Raw genomic sequence first — 557 nt, 5'->3', positions numbered from 1 at the left:
GCCCGGCGCGGTCTCGAGCGCGGTATGAACCAGCTCGCCGACGCCGTCAAGGTGACCTTGGGCCCCAAGGGCCGCAACGTCGTGCTGGAGAAGAAGTGGGGCGCTCCCACGATCACCAATGACGGCGTGTCCATCGCCAAGGAGATCGAGCTCGAGGACCCTTGGGAGAAGATCGGCGCCGAGCTGGTCAAGGAAGTAGCCAAGAAGACCGACGACGTCGCGGGTGACGGCACCACCACCGCCACCGTGCTCGCCCAGGCGCTGGTGCGCGAGGGCCTGCGCAACGTGGCCGCCGGCGCCAACCCGATGGCTCTGAAGAAGGGCATCGAGGCCGCCGTCGAGCGCGTCAGCGAGGAGCTCTCCAAGCTGGCCAAGGATGTGGAGACCAAGGAGCAGATCGCTTCGACCGCCTCCATCTCCGCCGCCGACCCCGAGATCGGCGCGCTCATCGCCGAGGCGATGGACAAGGTCGGCAAGGAAGGCGTCATCACCGTCGAGGAGAGCAACACCTTCGGCCTTGAGCTTGAGCTCACCGAGGGCATGCGCTTCGACAAGGG

Annotated in this window: 1 protein-coding gene; it reads left to right on the top strand. The window is 67.0% G+C overall.

Annotated elements, in window-relative coordinates:
* A partial coding sequence (locus ABEA43_RS67965; protein ID WP_345581682.1) for a TCP-1/cpn60 chaperonin family protein occupies positions 1-557 on the top strand: 557 nt, incomplete at both ends.

Origin of the sequence: Nonomuraea rosea (assembly GCF_039539705.1) — a bacterium.
GTDB classification, from domain to species: domain Bacteria; phylum Actinomycetota; class Actinomycetes; order Streptosporangiales; family Streptosporangiaceae; genus Nonomuraea; species Nonomuraea rosea.
The sequence above is the reverse complement of the archived record's forward strand: the minus strand, read 5'-3'. Positions and strand labels throughout refer to the sequence as shown.